The sequence below is a fragment of the Roseibium litorale genome (genome assembly GCF_014842915.1).
GTDB classification, from domain to species: Bacteria; Pseudomonadota; Alphaproteobacteria; order Rhizobiales; family Stappiaceae; genus Roseibium; species Roseibium litorale.
Window position 1 is genome coordinate 63,071 of sequence record NZ_JACYXI010000010.1, and the last position, 15,127, is coordinate 78,197.

At 60.5% G+C, this 15,127-nt stretch carries 16 protein-coding genes and 1 riboswitch; of the genes, 8 read left to right on the top strand and 8 right to left on the bottom strand.

What is annotated here, in order from left to right; genetic code table 11:
- Window positions 1–56: 56 nt before the first annotated feature.
- A complete protein-coding gene (locus IG616_RS15445; protein WP_192149064.1) occupies window positions 57–701 on the top strand; it encodes a DNA-3-methyladenine glycosylase I in 645 nt (214 codons plus the stop codon).
- A gap of 196 nt (window positions 702–897) precedes the next feature.
- Here the strand turns inward: IG616_RS15445 and hisG are convergent, their stop codons facing one another.
- Genes hisG through IG616_RS15460 form a run of 3 tightly spaced genes read right to left on the bottom strand, consistent with a single transcriptional unit; the run spans window position 898 to window position 4,684 of the window.
- Window positions 898–1,866 carry an ATP phosphoribosyltransferase gene (hisG, locus tag IG616_RS15450; protein ID WP_192149065.1) on the bottom strand — a complete coding sequence of 323 codons (969 nt, stop codon included), beginning with the start codon at window positions 1,864–1,866 and terminating at the stop codon, window positions 898–900.
- Window positions 1,863–3,032 (bottom strand): ATP phosphoribosyltransferase regulatory subunit, encoded by a 1,170-nt coding sequence (locus tag IG616_RS15455; RefSeq protein ID WP_192149066.1) that lies wholly within the window; start codon window positions 3,030–3,032, stop codon window positions 1,863–1,865. Before IG616_RS15455 ends, hisG begins: the two co-directional genes overlap by 4 nt.
- 2 nt (window positions 3,033–3,034) lie before the next feature.
- Window positions 3,035–4,684 carry a histidine--tRNA ligase gene (locus tag IG616_RS15460; protein ID WP_192149067.1) on the bottom strand — a complete coding sequence of 550 codons (1,650 nt, stop codon included), beginning with the start codon at window positions 4,682–4,684 and terminating at the stop codon, window positions 3,035–3,037.
- A gap of 320 nt (window positions 4,685–5,004) precedes the next feature.
- Between IG616_RS15460 and IG616_RS15465 the strand changes: the two genes are divergently transcribed.
- The 6 genes from IG616_RS15465 to IG616_RS15490 all read left to right on the top strand — a co-directional run bounded on the left by IG616_RS15465 (window position 5,005) and on the right by IG616_RS15490 (window position 10,544).
- Window positions 5,005–6,147: a glycosyltransferase gene (locus IG616_RS15465; RefSeq protein ID WP_192149068.1), complete on the top strand. Its 1,143-nt coding sequence runs from the start codon at window positions 5,005–5,007 to the stop codon at window positions 6,145–6,147.
- Window positions 6,148–6,150: 3 nt separating this feature from the next.
- On the top strand, window positions 6,151–7,668 hold the full coding sequence (locus IG616_RS15470; protein ID WP_192149069.1) for a glycosyltransferase family 39 protein: 1,518 nt from the start codon (window positions 6,151–6,153) through the stop codon (window positions 7,666–7,668).
- Window positions 7,669–7,765: 97 nt separating this feature from the next.
- Window positions 7,766–8,563, top strand: a complete 798-nt coding sequence (locus IG616_RS15475) for a ChbG/HpnK family deacetylase (RefSeq protein WP_192149070.1) — start codon at window positions 7,766–7,768, stop codon at window positions 8,561–8,563.
- A 221-nt stretch (window positions 8,564–8,784) separates the two neighbouring features.
- Window positions 8,785–9,474 carry a cyclic nucleotide-binding domain-containing protein gene (locus tag IG616_RS15480; protein ID WP_192149071.1) on the top strand — a complete coding sequence of 230 codons (690 nt, stop codon included), beginning with the start codon at window positions 8,785–8,787 and terminating at the stop codon, window positions 9,472–9,474.
- Window positions 9,475–9,544: 70 nt separating this feature from the next.
- Window positions 9,545–10,024 (top strand): group III truncated hemoglobin, encoded by a 480-nt coding sequence (locus IG616_RS15485; RefSeq protein WP_192149072.1) that lies wholly within the window; start codon window positions 9,545–9,547, stop codon window positions 10,022–10,024.
- Window positions 10,025–10,187: 163 nt separating this feature from the next.
- Entirely contained in the window at window positions 10,188–10,544 is a 357-nt protein-coding gene (locus IG616_RS15490) for an acyl-CoA thioesterase (RefSeq protein ID WP_192149190.1), read from the top strand.
- A gap of 35 nt (window positions 10,545–10,579) precedes the next feature.
- Here the strand turns inward: IG616_RS15490 and IG616_RS15495 are convergent, their stop codons facing one another.
- The 3 genes from IG616_RS15495 to IG616_RS15505 form a co-directional block, all read right to left on the bottom strand.
- Window positions 10,580–10,870 carry a hypothetical protein gene (locus tag IG616_RS15495; RefSeq protein WP_192149073.1) on the bottom strand — a complete coding sequence of 97 codons (291 nt, stop codon included), beginning with the start codon at window positions 10,868–10,870 and terminating at the stop codon, window positions 10,580–10,582.
- A 44-nt stretch (window positions 10,871–10,914) separates the two neighbouring features.
- A riboswitch (SAM-I-IV-variant riboswitch) is annotated at window positions 10,915–11,022 on the bottom strand.
- 115 nt (window positions 11,023–11,137) lie between these two features.
- Window positions 11,138–11,986, bottom strand: coding sequence for an META domain-containing protein (locus IG616_RS15500; RefSeq protein ID WP_192149074.1), 849 nt, complete (start codon window positions 11,984–11,986; stop codon window positions 11,138–11,140).
- 275 nt (window positions 11,987–12,261) lie between these two features.
- Window positions 12,262–13,170, bottom strand: a complete 909-nt coding sequence (locus IG616_RS15505) for a LysR family transcriptional regulator (RefSeq protein ID WP_192149075.1) — start codon at window positions 13,168–13,170, stop codon at window positions 12,262–12,264.
- 107 nt (window positions 13,171–13,277) lie between these two features.
- Between IG616_RS15505 and IG616_RS15510 the strand changes: the two genes are divergently transcribed.
- Entirely contained in the window at window positions 13,278–14,330 is a 1,053-nt protein-coding gene (locus tag IG616_RS15510; protein WP_192149076.1) for a YeiH family protein, read from the top strand.
- A 16-nt stretch (window positions 14,331–14,346) separates the two neighbouring features.
- On the opposite strand, the gene IG616_RS15515 is transcribed toward IG616_RS15510, so the two are convergent.
- Window positions 14,347–14,553: a SlyX family protein gene (locus IG616_RS15515; RefSeq protein ID WP_192149077.1), complete on the bottom strand. Its 207-nt coding sequence runs from the start codon at window positions 14,551–14,553 to the stop codon at window positions 14,347–14,349.
- Between the two features lie 126 nt (window positions 14,554–14,679).
- On the bottom strand, window positions 14,680–15,024 hold the full coding sequence (locus IG616_RS15520; RefSeq protein ID WP_192149078.1) for a hypothetical protein: 345 nt from the start codon (window positions 15,022–15,024) through the stop codon (window positions 14,680–14,682).
- Between the last annotated feature and the right edge of the window lie 103 nt (window positions 15,025–15,127).

The window sequence follows — 15,127 nt, forward strand, 5'->3', positions numbered from 1 at the left end:
CTTGCCGGATCTTGCCGGTTATGAAGAACAAAACATGAATATTGCCGGAGGGCGGGATGGCGGAACGCGACGAGATCACCGGACTTTTGACCGGTGACGATGGGTTTGAGCGGTGCTGGTGGCATGGTAACCTGGAAGACTATCAGCGGTATCATGACGAGGAATGGGGCCAGCCTGTCAGCAGTGATATCCGGCTCTTTGAAAAGATCTGTCTTGAGGGCTTCCAGTCGGGCTTGTCCTGGCTGACCATCCTGCGCAAGCGTGAAGGGTTCCGGAACGCCTTTGCCGGGTTCGACTTCGAGAAGGTCGCAAAGTTCACGGACGAGGACGTGGAGCGCTGTGTTGCCGACGCCGGTATCGTCCGCCACCGGGGCAAGATCCGCTCGACCATCAACAACGCCCAGAGAGCCCTGGATCTGCGTCAGGAATTTGGATCTCTCGCAGCTTACTTCTGGCGCTTCGAGCCGAAGCCGGAAGCACGGCCGCAGAAGCTGGATCTGGCAACTGCCCGTACGCTCGCGACTTCGCCGGAAAGCACCGCCTTGTCCAAGGACCTTAAGAAGCGCGGCTGGAGCTTTGTCGGCCCGACCACCGTCTATGCCTTCATGCAGTCCATGGGCATGGTCAACGACCATCTGGATGGCTGCTGCTGCCGGGAGAAAGTCGAGGCGGCGAGGGCGGCTTTCGCGAGGCCCAGCTGAAAAATGCGCCGGAGATAGATCCGGCCGGTTGCCTGCTGCGTAGGATCAACAAAGACGGTCCCGTCCGATAATCCGTCTTGCTTCCGGTTGATGCATTGCCGGAAAACCTAGCAGCACTTACCCCCCTAAGCTTTGCTGCAATACCTGGGGACCACCTTCAAGGTGGTCCCCATTGTTTTTCTAAGGATGCCGCCTGTCAGGCTGCCGTCACCTTGACGGCGAGCGGGGCAAAAAGCGGGTTCTCTTCGCCGAAGACATAGTCCAGGGTTTCGACGGTGACCCGCGTTGCACCGAGGGCAATCAGCTTGCGGGCACAGGCCGGAACGCTTGCCTTGGGGCAGAGCAGGGTCAGAACCTCATCCTGAACACCATCAAAAAGCTCACTCGCGCCTTCCTCGGCAGCGGCCGACAGAGCTGCTGCGCGGTCCGGAACCCTGGCGCGGACCAGCTTGTTGATCCGGGCAGCTTCTTCAGCGGCCACCTGATCGAGAATGGCGCGCGCTCCCGCAAGAGCGGTCTCGCTCCAGCCGGCGCTGAGGGAGGCAACCAGATGGGCCTGGCTGCGCAGCATCACACCGTCGGAAAGAACCTTCAGGTTGTTTGCATGAAGGGTCGAACCGGTGGAGGTGATGTCGACAATCAGTTCCGCAGCGCCTGCGGCGGGCGCGCCTTCCGTGGCTCCAGCGCTCTCGACAATGCGGTAGTCGGCAATGCCGTGGGCTGCGAAATAGGACCGGGTCAGGTTCACGTATTTCGTTGCGACCCGCAGGCGGCGGCCATGACGGTTGCGGAAGTCGGAGGCGACATCGCCGAGGTCGGCCATGCTTTCCACATCGATCCAGGCCTTCGGGACTGCGGTCACCACGTCGGCGCCGCCGAAGCCGAGCGGGGTGACGATATGCACGCTGCTGGCCGGATCGGTGATGGTCTCATGCACCAGATCGAGGCCGGTGATGCCGAAGTGAACGCTGCCTGCGGCCAGTTCGCGGGCGATTTCAGAGGCGGACAGGAAGGCGATCTCAACGTCCTTCAGGCCCTTGATCGCGCCGCGGTAGTTGCGCGCGCCGCCTGGCTGCGTGACCTGAAGGCCAGCGCGGGCGAAGAAATCGTGGGTGTTTTCCTGAAGCCGCCCCTTGGAGGGAATGGCGATCGTGAGCTTGCTCATGCGCTGGCTCCAGAAGTCTGTGCACTCGCGGGCAGGGCGGCGATCCGGTCGAGCCAGAGCGAGAAGCCAATAGCGGGCACGTCCGTGTCCGCACCCAAAAGCCTGACGAGACGGTCATAGCGCCCGCCGCCAACAAGCTGCCCGCCCGCCTGAGCGGAAGCGGAATGAATTTCGAAGACGAAGCCGGAGTAATAATCGAGGCGGCGTCCGAAATCGGCTGCGAAGGTCATGCCTGCAACATCCAGCCCGCGTTCGCTCAGGGCCGTGAGGCGGGCCTTGAAGCTGGTGATCGGCTGGGCGAGATCGAGACCGGCTTCCTTGGCAAAGGCTTCCAGCGCGTCGACAGCTTCCGAGGCCGGACCTTCAATGGAAAGATACTTGCGCAGGGTTTCAGCGGCCTTCGGGTCAGCACCGGTGCCGCTGGCAAGCGCTGCCTGTTCCAGGAACCGGTCGGCGATTTCCGAAGGCGTTCTGCCGCCAACGGCGGAAATGCCGGCGATGGATAGTAGATCCTCGACCACGGCATGGGCGGCCTTGGGGTCTGCCCCTTCCAGCGCGGAGAGGAAGCCCAGGCGCACGTCGCGGCTCTCGTCGCTGGCTGCATCCGTTCCGGCCATACGTCGGATGGCGGAGGCCAGCTTGTCCGTTTCGCCGAAGAGATCGCGCAGACGGCGCTGCCAGACGGTGGGCAGGTTGAGGCCCGCGAGAACGGCGACGAACAGGGTTTCGTCACCAATCCGGATGTCCAGCTTGGTCACGCCGAAAGCGCCAAGCGCCTTGACCGACAGGTCCAGCATATCGGCATCCGCCGCTTCCAGATCCGTGCGGCCAAGGCTTTCGGCACCAATCTGGGGGATCTCGCCGAGGCCTTCCACGCGCTGGCGGAAAACAGGCCCGTGATAGGAATAGGCGGCCTGGCGTCCTGCAGGACCGGTTTCCAGGTGCTGGCGGCAGACCGGAATGGTGAAGTCCGGACGCAGGCACAGATCCGCGCCGTCCGGACCATTGGTCAGAAACAGGCGGCGGCGGATGTCTTCCCCGATCAGGTCCAGAAACACATCGGCGGGCTGCAGGATCGGCGGGCTGATCTCAGTGTGACCGGCAGCGCCCAAGACGGCGAGGGCGGCCTCGATCTGCTGTGCCCCGGGGCTTTTCACGCTGGTCATGATCATGCGTCCCCGTCCTGGCGGCGGGCGTCCTCGGCCTGCTGATCCAGAAGCTGGCGCACGGTGGCCACCAGATCGGCTTCCTTGACCGTGTGCTGCGCCGGACGGCTTTCGCGCCAGGTTACGTTGTCGGTGATCTCGCCGGACAGACGCTTGCCCTCGATCAGATCCTTGATCTGGATCTCACCGGCAGCGCGCTCGTCGGAGCCCTGGATGATCGCCAGAGGGCAACCGCGGCGGTCGGCATATTTCAGCTGGTTGCCGAACTTCTTCCAGTTGCCCTGATACATCTCGGCGCGGATGCCGGCTGCCCGCAGGGTCTGGGTCATTTGCTGATAGCGGACAAGAGCCTCCATATTGTCGCCGTCCATGACGGTGACCAGAACCGGTTCCAGAACCTCGTTGCTGTTCAGCTTGCCGAGATTCTTGAGCGCCGTCATCAGGCGGGAGACGCCGATGGAGAAGCCGGTTGCTGGAACATCCCGGCCCGTGAAACGCTTGATCAGGCCATCATATCGCCCGCCACCACCGACAGAGCCGAAGACAACCTTCTCGCCCTTTTCGTTGGTCACGTCGAAAGTCAGCTCGGCCTCGTAGACCGGGCCGGTGTAATATTCGAGACCGCGGATGACTGAAGGGTCGATCCTGATGCGGTCTTCATAGCCAGCACCTTTGAACAACATGGCCATTTGGAGAAGTTCATTGTAGCCAGCCAAACCGCTCACTGTAGCGTCAGCATCACCACCAAATTTTTGAAAGGCTGAACGTAGAACGCCTAAGGGTAGCGAATATACGCCATCCTCTTGGGCTTTGGCGTTTTGCAAATCGGCTTCGTTTGGTGCTCGGTAGTGGGGCGTTTCTGGTGTGGAACCAGCAACTGCAACTGTTCGTCCCTCGAAGCATGCAAAGAGAAATTCAAACTTATCTATCTGCTCGTCTGAAAGTTCGGCACCTTTAGTGAAGTCACCTTTGCCTTCTTCTCCGCCATCCCAGCGTCCTGTTCCGAGCAATTTCTTAATTTCCGGGATTGGAAACTTGTCCATTTTGTCGATGGCGCGCAGAACCGTCAGGCGGCGTTCAGCGTTTTCATCGCCGCCAAGGCCGATGGCTTCCATCACGCCGTCCAGAACCTTGCGGTTGTTGACGCGGATGACATATTGCCCGCGCGGAATGCCCAGGGCTTCCAGCGCATCGGCCATCATCATGCACATCTCGGCATCTGCCTGAGCGCCCGGTGCACCGATGCTGTCGGCGTCGAACTGCATGAACTGGCGGAAGCGGCCCGGTCCCGGCTTTTCGTTGCGGAACACATAGCCCGCCCGGTAGGTGCGGTAGGGCAGCTGGATCTCGTTGATGTTCTCGGCCACATGGCGCGCAAGCGGCGCGGTCAGGTCGTAGCGCAGGCTCATCCACTGCTCGTCATCGTCCTGAACGGAGAAGACGCCTGCATTCGGACGGTCCGTGTCGGGCAGGAACTTGCCGAGGCAGTCGGTGTATTCGAACAGCGGGGTCTCGACCGGATCGAAGCCATAATGCTCATAGACTTCCCGGATCTTGCCGATCATCTCGTCCGTTGCACGGATATCGGCAGCGGAGCGGTCGACGAAGCCGCGCGGCAAGCGGGCTTTCAGCTTGTTGGGTGTCTTGGCCATATGTTTGTCTGGTCCTGGCGAGGTCATCTGAGGACCGGCTGTGCCTTCCGCCTCAAAGGGGCAGGAAAACGCACCGGTTTTTCCCGGCTGTCCTAGACGAAACGGTCTCCGAGAGCAAGGTGCAGGCAGGAGGCGGCACATGGACCATACGGAAAAGTAATGAGTTTCTGCGATGGCTGTGGCAACGGAAACAGCTTCGGTCCGGGCTGCAGCGCATCGTGTCTTGCAATATGGCGCGGCGTGGCTATGGTCCGCGCACTTCGGACTTGCCTTTTTATGGCGGGCAGACGACCAGAAAGACCTTCGGGACAGTGAGCATCATGGATAGCGCGCAGATGGAAAAGGCCTCCTCCGGCGAGCAGGGTATTGTGCGGGCCGCAGAGCTGAGCATCATTCTGCCGACGTTCAACGAGGCGGAGAATGTGCCGATCCTTGTTGGGCTGCTGAAAGACACGCTCAAGGGCATCGATTGGGAAGTCATCGTCGTCGACGACAATTCCCCCGATGGCACCACCGAAGCCTCCCGCCGCATTGCTGCTGTTGATCCGCGTGTCCGCGTGATCCGGCGCATTGGCCGCCGGGGTCTGTCCGGCGCCTGTATCGAGGGCATTCTCTCCAGCTCCGCCACCTATGTTGCCGTGATGGATGCGGATCTCCAGCATGATGAGAGCCTGCTGCCAAAGATGCTTGCCGAACTGAAGGGCGGTCAGGCCGATCTGGTGGTCGCCAGCCGCAAGGTGGCCGGCGGCACGATCGGCGAGGGCCTGTCCTCCGTTCGCGCCTGGGGCTCCAACATCGCCAATTCCCTGGCCCAGAAGCTTCTGAACGTCAGCTTGTCCGACCCGATGAGTGGCTTCTTCATGATCCGCAGGGAGAAGGCGGAAGCCGTGGCGCCGAAACTCTCGGCGCAGGGCTTCAAGATCCTGCTCGATATCGTCTCCTCCTCTGAAGGCACGCTCCGGATCAAGGAACTGCCCTTCACCTTCCGCGAGCGCAAGCACGGCGAAAGCAAGCTGGATACGCTGGTAACCCTCGATTATTTCGGCCTGCTGCTCGCCAAATACTTTGGCGATGCCATCTCCGTCCGCTTCCTGATGTTCGGCCTCGTTGGCGCCAGCGGCCTGGTGGTTCACCTGATCGCCCTCAGAATGCTGATGGTGTTTGAAGGCTTCGAGTTCAATCTCGCCCAGACCGCCGCGTCCTTCGTGGCGATGACCTCGAACTTCTTCCTGAACAACCAGCTGACCTACCGCGACCGCCGTCTGCATGGCGTCCGGATGATTGTCGGCTTGCTGACCTTCTATGCGGTCTGCAGCGTGGGTGTTCTGGCCAATGTGGGCGTCGCCAACCTCATCTATGTGAACGACGCCTATTGGTGGTTCATCGCAGGCACAGCGGGCGCGGTCATGGGCGCGGTCTGGAACTACGCGGCAAGCTCCGCCCTGACCTGGCGCAAGGGCTGATCCATGGACGGCCGTCTTCACGGGGAAGACCTGCCGGTCTGGCTCAGGCCAGCCGGATTGACTGGTCTCGTGCTTGCCCTGACCGTGCTGCGGCTCTGGTCGGGAGCCAATGCCCATTTCGTGGAAGACGAGGCCTATTACCGGCTCTGGGGCCTTGGTCCCTCCCTTGGCTATTACGATCACCCGCCCATGATCGGCTGGTGGATTGCCGCAGGCCAGTGGTTGCTGGGCGATACGGTTCTGGCCGTCCGTCTGCTGGTGATCCTTGCCTCAGCGCTCGGCTCACTGTTCCTCTGGCGCACGGCGTATATTCTGTTTGGCCGGGTGGCTGCGGGCTGGTCTGTCCTCTTCCTCAACGCCAGCATCCTTGTTGGCGTTGGCGGCATTCTGGCGACGCCGGATGCCCCCTCCGTCTTCTTCTGGGGGCTCACCCTTTGGGCGCTGGCCGAGTTGCATGTCTCGCAGAAGGGCGGCTGGTGGCTGGCTGCCGGTCTCTTCGCAGGCCTTGGCCTGACTTCCAAATACTCGGTGCTGTTTCTTGGTGCCGGGATCGTGCTCTGGCTGCTTCTTGTCCCCGCCGCCCGCAAGTGGCTCTTGAGCTGGCAGCTTTGGGCTGGCGGCGTGGTGGCGATCGTCTGCTTTGCACCGGTGCTGTGGTGGAACTCAGCGCATGACTGGGTCAGCTTCTACAAGCAGTTTGGCCGCGCAGGCCGGGGTGAGCTGACCTCCAAATATGTGTTCGAGTTTCTGGGTGCGGTTCTTGGCCTGCTCAATCCTCTGATTGCCATTCCTGCAGCCATGGGAGCGGTCAATCTCTCCCGCCGGACATGGCGTGGAGATGGCGCAGCGGGGCTGATCGTTCTGACCGTGCTGCCGTTCCTGGTCTATCTGCTGATCCACTCGCTTCACGCCAGGGTTCAGGGCAACTGGCCTGCGCCGCTCTTTCCCGCCTTTGCCATCATGGCGGGGGTCTTCGTGAGCAGGGTCGAGACCGGCCGCCGGTTCTGGAGCCTTCTGTCCCGCGGCGCGGTGCTGCTGGGGCTGGTGGTCGCCGTTGTGGTCCAGATCCATGCCGTTCACGCGCTGACCGGACGCTTTGCCCGTAAGGATCCGACCTTCCAGCTCAGGGGCTGGCCTGAAATCGGCCGGGAAGTCGAGGCATTGGCCCAGAAGACTAACGCCACCTACATCGCGACAAGCGGCTATGGTCTCAACGGGCAGCTCGCTTACCTCTTGAAGGACAGCTCCTCCCTGCCTGTCGTGCAGCTCAACGAGCGGATCCGCTATGTCATGCTGCCCGCACCGGATCAGGTGCTCTTCCACGGCACCGGGCTCTACCTCAGCGAGGAGCGGCGCAACGCCGCCGACCGCTTGCTCCGTCCGAAGTTCGGCAAGGTCGAGCAGATCGCGGTTCTGCCGCGCAAGGTCGATGGTACTGTTCTTGAGAACCTTGTCGTCTACGCGGTCAGCGACCCGCTAGGCGATCCGCTTGACCCGGTGAGCACTGAGGTTGAGCCGTAGCGGAGCCGCGGCATCGCTCCAATCCTGTTGAAATTGCGGCAATAATGTCCCAAGGATAAGCTCAGTTTTTCTGAAGTTCCTCAGGGTCCGCCATTTCATGAAGCGTATCGTTCTCGGTTCCCTCGACTATGGTTTGTCGTTTGGTGTCGACCGTGCAGTGCGCCAGTTGCTTGAAATGGGGCATTTGAGTGCGGCCGGATGTCTTGTTGCGACAGACTTGTGGTCCCGGGACTACAAGCCGCTCAAGGATCTGACCCCCGTTCTCGGAAACCGGGCCATGATCGGTCTGACCATCGCACTCTCTGGTGACCGGGTTCTGCCCATGAGCCAAAGAATGCAGGGCTTGCGGGGCGGGGTGATGCCCAGCCGCGGCTGGATCGCGCGCCGTGCCTTCGTGCGCATGCTGCCGGACGAGATCCTGATCGAGGAAATGCGGGTGCAGATCCTCGCGTTCGTCAGCCGTATGGACGTCGAGCCGGAATTCATCGCCTTGCGCGAGGGGCTGATGGAATACCGCGAGATCGTCAGGCTGGCATTGGCGGCCGTTGATGCTGCGGGTCTGGTTACCCGTCCGCTGCTGATTGCGGCAGATCACGATAGCCACCGGTTCCGGCGGCTCAAGAAGGATGTGGCGTTAAAGGGATACGGCTTGCTTCCCCGCGGTCCGGCCTTGCCCGAGGTGGCGGATACGGAGGAGTTGCATCGCCTGGTGCGCGGGCATTTCGATGGTCTTGCCGATATGACCTTTATTCCCTGCATTCCTGGCGAGGTTGATGACCGTCTGCGCCGGGACGAGCCAAAGCCGAAGCTGGCTGTCAGGGAATGCCAGAGACTTGTGCTGTCCAGCCGGCGTTTTTTCCAGACGCTGGATCAGAAAGATGTCTTCCTGAACTGAGCCTTGCAGGCACCCGGAAACGAAAAAACGGTTCCGGCGGGGAACACGGAACCGTTTTTCGGAAAGGAAGCGTTGGAGGTCTGCTGCTTCCATGAGTAAATATGTAGGGCTGATTTTCGAATTTGCACGTGATGTGGGTCACACAATAGCGCGAATGCATTAATAAACGCCGGGCTTGTGCTTCGGGTTAGGCACAGGCGTTGAGAAACGGGAGCAGGGCCGTGTCTGACGTACAGCATTTTTTGCGCAACAGCTTTTCGCTGGAGGGGCTTTCTTCAGACCTCGCTGAACAGCTCGCCGGTCTGGCGCGGCCTATGAAAATTCCGGCCGGAACAATCCTGTTTGAAAACGGCGATCCGGGAAACGGCTGTTATGCGGTTCTTGAGGGCTCGCTCAAGGTTTCCATTCTTTCCGTCGAAGGCGACGAGCAGCTTCTGGCGGTTCTGGGACCCGGCGATCTGGTTGGTGAACTGGCCCTGCTCGACGGGCGTCCGCGCTCGGCGACGGTCAGTGCCTTGAAAGAGGCGCGTCTTGCGTTCATCGACAAGGCGGCTTTTGAGCGCTTCGCGGATGAGAACCCTGCGGTCTACCGGCACATGCTGGCCATCGTCAGTAAACGGCTGCGCCATTCCAACGATGTTCTGGCCGCCCGGTCTTTCCTGCCGCTGCCGGGCCGTGTTGCCCAGACCCTGCTGCAACTGTCCGAGACCTTCGGCAAGACCCTGGACGATGGCCGCGTGCTGATCCATTACAAGCTCAGCCAGGCGGATATCGCCAATATGTCTGGAGCTGCCCGCGAGAATGTCAGCCGCGTGCTGAATGACTGGCGCCGCTGCGGCACGATCTCCCGCATCTCCGGCTACTATTGCCTTGAAAAGCCGGAACTGCTCCAGCAGGCCGCGACGCTCTGACACGGGGCCAAAGGCTGCGGGCAAAGCGGATTGTGCTTAAAATGTCGTCTGCGCGAAAGAGGCAGAGCGAATGTCAGTCAGATCAGGAACACGGCAGACGGAACCGCTTCCGGACATCCGTCCGGCGATTGCCCGCGAGCCGGTGCATGCATCGATCACCGAAGAGCAGATCTCCCGTCTGGTCTCGGAGTTCTACGGGCGCATCCGCCTTGATGCGCGGCTCGGCCCGATCTTCGAGGAAAAGCTTGCGGGCCGCTGGCCGGAGCATCTCGCCAAGATGAAGACCTTCTGGCAATCGGTGCTGCTGAAGACCGGGGCCTACAAGGGCAAGCCGGTTCCGGCGCATATGAAACTCAACGGCTTGCAAGTGTCCGACTATCCGGACTGGCTGCAGATCTTCCGCTCGGTTGCCATTGAGGTGTTCGGCGGGGAAGCGGGTCTCGCGGTCATTGAAGTTGCCGAGCGGATCGCCCAGAGCCTCTGGTTCGCGTCTTTCGGCACGGCAGGCTGTGCCCTGCCCGAAGGGATGAGCGGCGCAAAGAGGCCGTAGTCCTCTGTCCCGTTTCTGCCGTGTTGAACGGCAGCAGTTTTTGTCCAAAAATTCCGCTAAGCTTGGCCAAACGTGAAGCTGAGAGGGAGATTCGAACTTGGCTGCAGACCAGAGCGGAACAGGCGAAGAGGACAAGCCGAAAGGCGAATTGACCCTTCGCACCATGGCGATGCCCGCAGACACGAACGCTGCCGGTGATATTTTTGGCGGCTGGGTTCTCTCCCAGATGGATCTGGCAGGCGGTATCGCCGCCGGACAGCGGGCCGAAGGGCGTGTCGTCACGATCGCAGTCGACAAGATGAAGTTCATACGTCCCGTTCATGTGGGCGATGTGCTTTGCATCTACAGCAGTGTTGGTCGGATCGGCCGCTCCTCCATGGAAATCCTTTTGGAAGCCTGGGCCCTCCGTCACCGCTATGGAACCCGCGAAAAGGTCACGCAGGCCATGTTCACAATGGTGGCTGTCGATGAAGACGGCCGTCCCCGGCCTGTGCCGCAGCGGGACGAGAACCAGGACTGACCGTCTCTTCTGGCCTCAAGCCGGATGCCGTGCCGTCAGGCGCGGCGCCGGCGGCTGACAATATCGGCAAAGAGCTGTTCGTCGATGACGAAGGGGCAACCGTTGGCCCAATAGGACAGAAGAGACTTCAAGCGGTTAAGCCGTTCCTCTTCGCTCAGGGGCCGTTTTTGCTGCGGAAGCCCCCCTAAGATCCTGAGAGTTTGCAGTCTTGTCAGCACGCAGGTTTCAGCGGCATCGATAAAACTGGTTTCATCGGCGCTGGACAGGGCTTCACGCGATATCCGGGTCAGGCTGTTGGCCTGGGGCAGAAAGGGGTGCTGAGACAATAAATCCTCCATCGGTTCCCCGAGGAGGACTGGCGCAGGTATTTAGAAAGCCGCTTGGTTATCAGGATCTCTCCTGATCACATCCCTTGCGGGGACCACCTTGCCCGGTCGGCAGGTTGGCGAGGGCGCCAGCCCTTCTCTTGATGATGCGTGTCTTATGTCACGGCTTGAACCCGCATTCAAGAGAGTGTCTTGCTCCCCTGTAACAAAAGATTGGAGGAAGAGGGAGACTGTCCGACAGGATCTGGCCGGTCTCCCCTTTCACGTTCAGATCCTGCGGAGCTTGAGCAGTTCGGCTCCGTTGCGGGCCCGCAGTGTTACCGTCTGGCGGTCCCGCTCGACTGTCCGTGCTTCTGTCAGGATCTGCGAGATCCTCGTTTCCAGCAGAGACTGAGCACGTATAGGGCATCCCATCTTCGTGCTCATTGGTTGTCCGCGCGTGCGGAACTGGCCATTCTCGACAGAAATCTGCGCGGAGATACTGTTGCAGCCGACCGTTGCGCTGAGAATGCCACGGCGTTGAATGGACATGCGGGCGCTGCCGGCAAGTTCCTGTCCGAGGCGGACGAGGAAGCCATTGTCCGCAGCCGCGTGGGTGATGCGGTAGTCGCCGCTCAGGGCGCGAAGATCAATACCGCCGCCTGCATTGTGGCCGCCAGTGTTCCTGACGTCGACCATGCGGAAGGCTTCCCAGCCGCGGGCCCTTTGTGAAACCGCGGCAAGATGCGAGCGGGGACCAACGCCCGCCCGGACATAGAGACCGTTCTGGCCGGAGCGCAGCGCGACTTCGCCTCTGCCAATCCGGTTCAGTTCAAAGGTCTCCCAGCTGCGAATGTGCGGGCTGCCAGCGGCCAGCATCGTGTTCTGGCCAACGCCAGCGCGCACATAGGTGCCGCTGCGGATATCCCGGAAGGCGATCTTGTTGCCGTCAAGCCGGACCGTGTCGAGTTTCGTTGCCTGACGGGCATCCCGGGCCCAGGCAGCCAGTGTGCCGTTGACCACGGTGACGTAAAGACCGGACTTGGCCGATTGGAGAAGCACCTCGTCCGCTTTGGCCGCAGTTCCGGCGGCGAAGAGAAGAGTGAGGGCAAGAAGGGTATGGGCTACGCGTTTCATGGGTTGATCCCCTCGGGTCACAAACTGAATGAAACAAGCTTTAGGCTGCGGCTGCTGACCTGTGCTTGAATGGCTGGTTCAGTCTGCATTCAGCATGACGGGAGGAGGCGGGGCTTCTTCGATGCACATCTGGCAAAAAGCCCTGACCCGTCCTTGGTTCCAGCTATAGGGGATCTGAGGACATGCAAACGTGATCGCTGTCACAGCTGTTCTTAAGGGCTGTGACCAGCAGGATTTATGGTTAGCAAAAAGTAAACTGGATGCGGCTGGTCCGGCTAAGTCTGCTGTATCGCCCTGCTGGCTTCTTCAAGGCTGTGCGACACGAGCTTTGCAGCAGCTGCACTCAGGTGCCGCTCCTTGTGCCCAAGCAGGCAAAAGGTGCGGGAGGGGAGAGCAAAGTCAACGCGGGCCAGCACGCCCTGCGCAATTGCGGCAGCGGCTGCGGCCTTGGATATGACGCCCGCCGATTGGCTGAAGCGCACGGCGGAGATAATCGCCTCGTTGGAAGGGAACTCCAGGACGATCTTGAGGTCCGACGGGTTTTCGCCGAAGCGGGTGAGGGCGCTTTCAAATTCAGACCGTGTGCCCGAACCTTTTTCCCGCAGGACCCAGGTTGTCTCCGTGATCAGCGCCTTGGGAGTGGCGGGCGCTTGACGGGCAAACGGATGATCGGGGCTGGTAACGATCGTTAGAGCGTCGTCAGTCAAATGCTGGCGGCGCAGCAACGGGTTATCGAGTGTGCCCTCAATGTACCCGACATCAGCGATCCCTTGTGTGACCGCGGCTGCAACGCCTGCCGTGTTGCTGATGGTGAGAGAAAGATCGATGCCGGGATAGGCGGAATGAAAGCTCATGAGCACCGGAGGCAGCCAATAGCTGGCGATGGTCTGGCTGGCATAGATGCTGATCGCTCCACGCTGAAGATTGCCGAGATCCGCCAGAACCCGTTCCGCGGTTTGTGCCCGCGCAAGCGTTGCACGCGCTTCTTCCAGAAAGGTTTTGCCCGTATTGGTCAGGCAGAGACCGCGGCCTACCCGGTCGAACAAGGCAACGCCGTAGGTCGCCTCAAGCTTCTTCAGCGCCGAGCTGACGGCAGAAGGCGTGAGATGAAGGTGGTCTGCCGCGCGGGTCAAATGCTCCCGTTCGGCGACGGCAATGAAGATGGCGAGCTGTTCGAGGGTCATCTTGAAAAGAGAAAATCATTCTATTTGATTGAATGATACATAAAATAACATTCGATAGAAATGCATAAACGCGTATGTCAGTTTCTCCTCATGAGAGTGAGGCAGATATGATCCGCGTAAACAGGTCCGGCTTTGGTCGGCTGCTGAGCATGCGAGCTCTGGGGGAATTGGCACCCGGTCTATTGCTGACCGGCGCAATTGCCCTTGCGGCCTATGCTGCGGAGTGGATGAAAGTGCATCTGACCAATGATGCTGTTCTTGAGAACCTGGTGCTGGCCATCCTTATCGGAATGATCTTCCGCTCGACCGTAAAGCTGCCTGAGTATTTCGAGCCCGGAATACGATTTGCAGCCAAGGCTCTTCTGGAGGCTGCGATTGTGCTTCTGGGGGCGTCGATCAGTTTGCAGGCTCTGGAGGCTGTCGGGTTGCTGACGATCCTGGGCATTACCTGCATCGTCGGGCTCTCCATTGTGTTCAGCTATTCGATCGGGCGGGGGCTCGGTTTGCATCACAAGCTTGCTTTGCTCGTGGCTTGCGGGAATTCGATCTGCGGCAACTCGGCCATTGTTGCAGCCGCCCCTGTTATCCGCGCCGAAGCGTCGGATGTTGCAGCATCCATCGCCTTCACGGCGATCCTGGGCATCGCAATTGTATTGGGCCTGCCTCTTCTGATGGGGGCTTTCTCGCTGGATGCGGCGCGTTACGGCACTCTGGCAGGACTGACGGTTTACGCAGTGCCGCAGGTGCTGGCCGCAGCCCAGCCCGGCGGATTGATCGCCGTACAGACTGGCGCCCTGGTGAAGCTCGTGAGGGTCATGCTGCTGGGACCAGTTCTGATCCTGCTTGGCGTCCTGACCGCACGGGGGAACACGGAACAAGCGGGAACCAGGATTGCCTGGAGGGCTGTCGTGCCCTGGTTCATCATCGGCTTCGGGCTCATGGTGGCCCTGCGCTCGGCGGAAGTTATTCCGCTGTCGATGGTGGAACCAATTAACCGGGTCTCAGGCTTCCTGACCGTTCTGTCGATGGCGGGGCTGGGGCTGGCCGTGGATATCCGCAAGCTTGCCAATGCCTGCAGCAAGGTGATGGCGGCGGCTCTTCTATCGGTGCTGGCTCTGACGGCGATGAGCCTTGTCTTCGTGAAGCTGATCAGCCTTTGACACCGGAGTCGGCCAGTCAATAGTGCGGAGGCTTGTCTATCTGGTGGCCGGGGAGGGCGTTTTCGATGAGCTCTTCCATCTGATCCGTCATTTCCATGAGCTTGCGGGTCAGGCGGTCAATCTGCCTGCCCTGCTCGAAGACCACTGCATTCAATTCATCGATCGTATGATTGGCGTGGGCCAGGTCGATCTCGAGCTTTTCGATCCGTGCTTCGTGGTCCATTGGGGATCCCATTAAATTGGCTGCGCGGCATAGATAACCGTTCATACCTGCCGGGGCGAGGAAAAACCATGAGCTATACGGTCGATGAGCCGGACCGGGCCGCTTGGTACCCGGTCCGGTGAAGCGTCAGCCCGCGACGATATGTGCTGTGCCGAAGGCGAAAAATGCGAAGGTGATCAAGGCCAGAAGGTAAAACCAGTACCGGACCTTTATGAAAAACAGGCTGTCACCGCGCACCAGCAGGATCTCTTGACCAGTCTGCTTGTCGATCACAGCCCGGCCCTTGTCCGTGCCTTCCAGAAGCCGGACGACGCCATAGGCTCCAAGACAGGCGCCGAGAGAAATAACGCCTGCCATAAGGTCGCTGACAGATGTGCCGGACAGGACGCTTGCGGCCATGACGCCGAAGATGCCGCCCAAAGCGGCACCAAGTGGAAGCAATAGCCCCCAGCCTCTCCAGATCAGGAACATCGAATTTTCCTTTATTTGATTCCGCCATTATGATTTGACCTCATCCGTAAAAGGACTGAGGGAATTTTGCTTGATACCCGGGTCAGATAGCAGACCGGCTCAA